Raw genomic sequence first — 5,712 nt, forward strand, 5'->3', positions numbered from 1 at the left:
GCATGGAAAGGGGCATTTCTTCCGACCGTAAGCACCTTTCCGCCATCCAGTACAAGAACATGGTCGAAGCGGAGAAAGCGGCGCAAATCGAAAAAGAATGCCGCCAGATGGAGAATAAGCGCAACTCCATAGAAGAAAAAGTGAAACAGGCAGGAGAAAAGCTGGAGGACACCCAAAAGAAGCTCAAAGAAGCAGCCGCTGAAGTAAAGGTTGAAAAGCTGAAAGGGGCGGCAGCCGACACGGGAACAGCCTTGCTGAAAGCCGGAACGACCGTCATAGATGCGACAGCCAGTCTTTTCAATTCTGGAAAGGTCAAACGTCAGGAACAGAAGATAGCAGAACTGAAAAGGGAGATCTACGAACTAGAAATGAAAAGCCAAAACCTCCAAAGCAAACTGCGTACAGCAAACGCCCAAGCCGAAATGGAAAGGGAAGCCACACGCAGGGCAGTCAGAACCGGAGAAGAAAGACTGAAACCGATAACCTCCTTGTTCCCCTGTATGGAAAACGCCAAAGAAAACATCGAGGAACTCCGGGAAATGGGTGTCGGAGACAACGATATCCGGCTCCTGCTCACAGGAAAAGAGATAACCTATTCAGGATTCCTGTACGACCGGGAACGCAGGAAAAAGCACCAGGTCAAGGACGTGAAAATAGACATAGCCAAAAGCAAGGCTGGCAACACGACCATTTGGCTGAACGATTTTCACTTCAAAGAGTTCTTCAAACAGCTATGGCAAAAGGTGCAAAAGGCTTTAGGACTTGACAAGGGCATGGGATTCCGTAGGTAATCAAACTCATACTTTCGGAAAAATCCCATGCCCAACAAGGTCTATTTCACAAACGACCAATAATTATCCGGCGTGATAACCTCATAAGTCGAAGTTGGATAAGAATTGGCAAATACTCTCGGTTGGCTATTCCTTGCCTTGCCGTTCCATTTGAATTCAAAGGTATGCAGAACACCGTCCTGTTCCTCGATTAAGTCTATTTCCTGTTGTTCATGAGTACGCCAAAAGAAAAGCTGTGCGAAGTTACCCGAATATGAATTGCGTTTAACCCTCTCACTGACCATAAGGTTTTCCCACAAAGCCCCTACATCGTTTCTTAACTCCAACGGAGCAAAGTTGGAAAGGACGGCATTTCTTACCCCGTTGTCATAAAAGTAGATTTTCTTTCCTTTCTTGATTTCATTCCGCAGATTCCGGCTAAATGAATCCAGCCGAAACACGACAAAGCATTTCTCCAGCAAGTTGATATAATTTTCAACCGTACTCTTATCGACCCCCAATAGATTGCTTAACTCATTATAGGAAACCTCGCTGCCTAATTGCAAAGCTAACGCCCTTACTAATTTTTGAATGAGTTCAGGCTTCTTGATACCTTTGTATGCGAACAAGTCCTTATAAAGATAATTGTTGGTCAGTGACATTAACGTGCGCTTTGCATCTCCCGGTTCCGTTACCACTTCCGGGTACAACCCATATATCATACGGTTTTCTAACAGCCTATGTTCTTCTCTTTCTGAGCTAATGCTTGCCAGCTCCGGCAAAGAAAAAGGATAAAGATTGTATTCTATTAAACGCCCTGTTGCTGGCTCATTTATTTCATCCGCCATACTAAGCGATGAAGAACCAGTAACTACTACTTGCGTATCCAGCTTTAGATCTGCAATCATTTTCAATGTCAATCCAATGTTCTTTACTCGTTGCACTTCATCCACAAACACAAGCTCATATGGTGACAATAGGTGTTTTAATTCGGTTGAAGTCCTGTTTTCTAAAAGCATTGCATCATCATAATTGTCGCAATTCAAAGATAATACACGGTCTGCACCGTTCCACAATGTAGAAAGTAATGTAGTCTTACCAACTTGCCTTGCACCTAATAGAACGATTACTTTTTTCCTATTGTAATCGGCTAAAATAGAATCTTTTATCAAACGTCCTATCATATTTTTTTCTTGCAAAGATATGAATTTACACCTAAAAAAACAAAAATTGGCGGTTAAATTCGCCGAATTTACACCTATTTTAGCGGCTTAAAAAACAAATAAAAACAATAAATCACATTTTTTAACACGCCGGAAAAGTCGTTCCTAAAAAACGCTGCGCTGGCTCTTGCTTTTGCTTTCTCGAACATTCAAAAACTAGTTTTTCCCTGTTTTTGCGCCTGAAAATCAACCATTTCGCTAAAAAACTATGACTTGTTTTAAAGCATTGCTTATTGTATGCTTATCAACTTTCAAAAAAAGCTTTGCAACTAACTATATATCAATCAATTACGAAGAATATAAAAACTCTAAAAACGACTTTTTGAATGTTATAAACGACTTTTTGAATGTTATTTTGCTTTCTAAAAACGACTTTTTGAATGTTTTTGACGACATATATTTTTATATGTCGTTTTTAATACCTATCTTTGCATAACATTCATAATGTCGTCTTAAAAATCAACTGTGTATGGCTGTAAAAATTACAAATAAAGATGTGATACAGAGCTATTTAATGACTGTATCAAAATACGATTTTTCGGTTTACGAAAAACGCATTTTGTACCGCCTTGTAGAAGCGATGCAGTGCGAACTTGAAGGGAAAAAGTTATATCCAGGACTGCGAATCGAGAAGAATCTGTATGATGATAGGGTTGTTTTAATGCCTATTTCTGCGTTTTTAGCAAATGATGATGATGAGAACTACACCCGTGTCAAAAAAGCCTTGTTAGACCTCAGAAACAAGTCATTTGAGTTTGACGATGGGCAAGTATGGAAAGTAATCGGAATTATCGAGAAGCCTCAGTTCAACTACAAGAGAGGCTGGGTTAGATTTGAGATCCAACCGGAAGTGTATAATGCCGTTCTCAACTTCTCAAAGGGATTCAGGAAATACGAGCTCAAAACAGCAATGGAGTTTACGAGCCAATACTCGATGCGGTTCTATGAACTTATGAGCGGACAAGAAAGACCATTGGTTTATACGATAGAGGACTTAAAAATCATGTTCGGCGTACAGAACAAATACAAGCGAAATCCTGATTTTATCAAGCGGATAGTGGTGCCAGCTAAAGAGGAACTGGACGCCAAAAGCCCATACTCTTTTGAATACAAGATTTTGAAAGATGGACGGACATTCCATGCCTTGAAATTGTACCCCAAATACCAACCCGAACATCGGGACGAAGAACTTGAAAAGCATGACCTGCAGAAACAGGTCTGCTTAGGATGGGATTTGGATAGGCTCGTACGGAACTACCTTAAACAGGACTTGTTATTTACCGACCAAGAGATACGGAACAACATAGACCTTTTTAGGGCTGCACAAAAGGAACTTGATATAATGCTGGAGCTTTCCATACTCAAAGGGAAGTCAAGGGAGAAGAAAAACCCAAAAGGGTATATTATCAATGCACTCAAAGGAAAATTGAAAGACAAAGAAAATAATCATGAAAACAGGAGATAGAATTATCGTACCAGCCGAAATCAACGGCTACGGCAGAGATTTACGGGCTATAATAACAGAGATAGAAGAATTTTTCGGGGCAACATTCGTAACGGTGATATTTACAGAGCCATGCCCGGAAGCCTGCGGAAGAACAGGGGGTGTTTACCACGATTTCCAGCTAATAACAGAGTGATTTATTTTGATATAATTGCAATAAAATGCAATAATAATCATTATAAATTGCAATATCAAGACAAATAACCATCTTTGCAACAAGATATAGCATTTTACATCAATGAACAAAGAACAAGAAAGCAGACAAAAGAGGAAAACACCTCTAACGACCATAGCAATAAGTCAAGAATACGCCAAAAAGCTGGACGAATATATACAAGGTTTTGCTCTCACACGCAAAGATTTTGTAGAACTGGCAATCGACTATTTCTTGCGTACAGGGTTTGATATACGTGGAGAAGCGTTTGACCTCTCTCCATTGGAGCGCATAACCAACAGGCTGGAAAGTTCAGTCAAGGTCATGGAACAGCTAAACGAGGGGACAGAGGCGATGCACCAGCTATTACAGGCAGTCCGGGAACAAACCGCTAAGCAGCTTCCGGCTCCTGAAATCATTGCCAATGCTGCCGAAGAAAAAGCTAAGGCTGAAAGCAGGGCTGAAGAACAAGGAAAGGAACTTCAACTCATCCAAAAAGAAAACAACCTGTTACGTAACGAAATCAAGGAACTGCAAGCCTACAAGGAAAAGGCATACCGGGAGTTATGCCGTGTGCGTGATGAACAAAAGACTTTCGGGAAAATAAAAGTAAATACAGAATTATAAAAAGGAGAGAAGTAACTTTTTTACTTCTCTCCTTTTTATCTCAGATCTTAAAAATCATTTGGAATACGCCCGCTTGCGAGGTTATAGCATATTATAATTCTAATTGGGCGATTGATATATGGTTTTATAAGACAAGGTGATGAAACTCACGGAATGTTGTATGCTAACGCTTCGGGTTTTCACATAGAGCAGTTTCCTAATGAAAATGAATGTAAGAATTGTTTTGAAGCATACCTATTCCAACAGGGCAGAAAACACATTTTAAGGAAATGTATCTTCTGCCCTGAATTATAAAAATAGAATTTTTATTGTCTCGACTGAGTATATTAATTCTCCTTTCCTCTTTGTTTAAAGATGAAAGAGTCAAAAATATCTCCAGCAGTTACTCCTATTGAAATATTTCGGATTTGATATCCTTCATTGGGAAAAACAGTTACATTCATTCTATTTTCTTCGATACTGATGGATATACAGCTATCTTCATATTTTTGGGAATCTATGAATTGTTGGTCGTTTCCCATTTGTTTCCCATTTTCTAGAATGGCATATACCCAAAAGTACTTATAATTCTCGCATGTGAAGACATAACTTTTGCCTGCTTGTGAAACTTCTATATTGCTTTTGTTTTTATTTATCTTACTTACATCATTACTTTTCCAAATCATAGGATCCCAATCTCCATCCTTGCTTTCACACGAAAAAAGCATAAGACTTGTCATCAGAAGCAAAAACAGGGTTTTCATTTCGATATTATTGAATGCACATGCTGTATAAATAAATCTTTTGACCATAATTTTGATATTTTTTCTGCAAAGGTAACACTTTTACTAATTGTCACCTATCGCATTTTATAGGTATTTTTACTCCGCTCTATATTTACAGCTCCTGCCTGGCTTGAAGCTCCGCTTTGAGATTGTCCCATTTCTCCTTTCTGATGCGCTGCGCACGCTCCACCTGTCGGGTAATTTCTGCCAGGTTGCCCTTCTTGACGGCGTTAAGGTAGTCGAAGCTTTCCTCCAGCTCCCGGTCAAACCACATACGCAGATCAAAATAGCTTTCACACTTCCGGAAAAAATCCGTCCGGTCAAAACCTCTTTTCACGTAGCCGCAGTTCTTCTTCCTGGTATGGTTGGTTTTAGGTCTTAACTTCTTGGTGTTGCTCCGGTCTTTCCGGCTGACGATGATATTTTTCCCTATGATTTTGGAAATTTCACCCGAATGGTTTAACTTTGCTTGCTAGGTTATAGCACACTATGACCCTAAAGGGTCGTGTGCGAGGGGACACCCCTCGACCCCATCCGCCATCGGCAAGCCCGATGGCGATGCAATCGGAATATCCACCAACGAAAAGAGAAAGGTTATGGCAAAGACAAGCATCAACGTAAGACCCTGCAACATCGGCAGCGCGGAACGGCACAACCTCCGCAGCAAGGA

Annotated in this window: 6 protein-coding genes and 1 pseudogene; 4 read left to right on the forward strand and 3 right to left on the reverse strand. The window is 40.3% G+C overall.

What is annotated here, in order from left to right:
- Nucleotides 1-791 (forward strand): annotated as a pseudogene (locus ACZMIG_RS14445) (hypothetical protein); the annotation flags it as partial.
- 41 nt (nt 792-832) lie between these two features.
- On the opposite strand, the gene ACZMIG_RS14450 reads toward ACZMIG_RS14445, so the two are convergent.
- The gene (locus ACZMIG_RS14450) at nt 833-1,954 is read right to left on the reverse strand and encodes an ATP-binding protein (RefSeq protein WP_191765462.1); all 1,122 of its coding nucleotides are present in this window, start codon (nt 1,952-1,954) and stop codon (nt 833-835) included.
- A 508-nt stretch (nt 1,955-2,462) separates the two neighbouring features.
- Between ACZMIG_RS14450 and ACZMIG_RS14455 the strand changes: the two genes are divergently transcribed.
- The 3 genes from ACZMIG_RS14455 (at nt 2,463) to ACZMIG_RS14465 (ending at nt 4,278) form a co-directional block, all read left to right on the forward strand.
- Nucleotides 2,463-3,458: a replication initiation protein gene (locus ACZMIG_RS14455; protein WP_191765464.1), complete on the forward strand. Its 996-nt coding sequence runs from the start codon at nt 2,463-2,465 to the stop codon at nt 3,456-3,458.
- The gene (locus tag ACZMIG_RS14460) at nt 3,442-3,633 is read left to right on the forward strand and encodes a hypothetical protein (RefSeq protein WP_191765466.1); all 192 of its coding nucleotides are present in this window, start codon (nt 3,442-3,444) and stop codon (nt 3,631-3,633) included. The genes ACZMIG_RS14455 and ACZMIG_RS14460 overlap by 17 nt, the downstream gene beginning before the upstream one ends.
- A gap of 102 nt (nt 3,634-3,735) precedes the next feature.
- Nucleotides 3,736-4,278, forward strand: a complete 543-nt coding sequence (locus ACZMIG_RS14465; protein WP_191765467.1) for a BfmA/BtgA family mobilization protein — start codon at nt 3,736-3,738, stop codon at nt 4,276-4,278.
- Between the two features lie 326 nt (nt 4,279-4,604).
- Here the strand turns inward: ACZMIG_RS14465 and ACZMIG_RS14470 are convergent, their stop codons facing one another.
- Together ACZMIG_RS14470 and ACZMIG_RS14475 are read right to left on the reverse strand one after the other, a co-directional pair.
- The gene (locus tag ACZMIG_RS14470; protein WP_191765469.1) at nt 4,605-5,069 is read right to left on the reverse strand and encodes a hypothetical protein; all 465 of its coding nucleotides are present in this window, start codon (nt 5,067-5,069) and stop codon (nt 4,605-4,607) included.
- 85 nt (nt 5,070-5,154) lie between these two features.
- Nucleotides 5,155-5,487, reverse strand: coding sequence for a DUF5712 family protein (locus ACZMIG_RS14475; protein ID WP_317173131.1), 333 nt, complete (start codon nt 5,485-5,487; stop codon nt 5,155-5,157).
- Nucleotides 5,488-5,712: the final 225 nt, after the last annotated feature.

It is taken from the genome of Xylanibacter sp., assembly GCF_057607445.1.

Excerpts from the sequence above, each read along its gene's own strand:
- ACZMIG_RS14450 (WP_191765462.1), bottom strand. The coding sequence starts at position 1,954 with ATGATAGGACGTTTGATAAAAGATTCTATTTTAGCCGATTACAATAGG.
- ACZMIG_RS14455 (WP_191765464.1), top strand. The coding sequence starts at position 2,463 with ATGGCTGTAAAAATTACAAATAAAGATGTGATACAGAGCTATTTAATG.
- ACZMIG_RS14460 (WP_191765466.1), top strand. The coding sequence starts at position 3,442 with ATGAAAACAGGAGATAGAATTATCGTACCAGCCGAAATCAACGGCTAC.
- ACZMIG_RS14465 (WP_191765467.1), top strand. The coding sequence starts at position 3,736 with ATGAACAAAGAACAAGAAAGCAGACAAAAGAGGAAAACACCTCTAACG.
- ACZMIG_RS14470 (WP_191765469.1), bottom strand. The coding sequence starts at position 5,069 with ATGGTCAAAAGATTTATTTATACAGCATGTGCATTCAATAATATCGAA.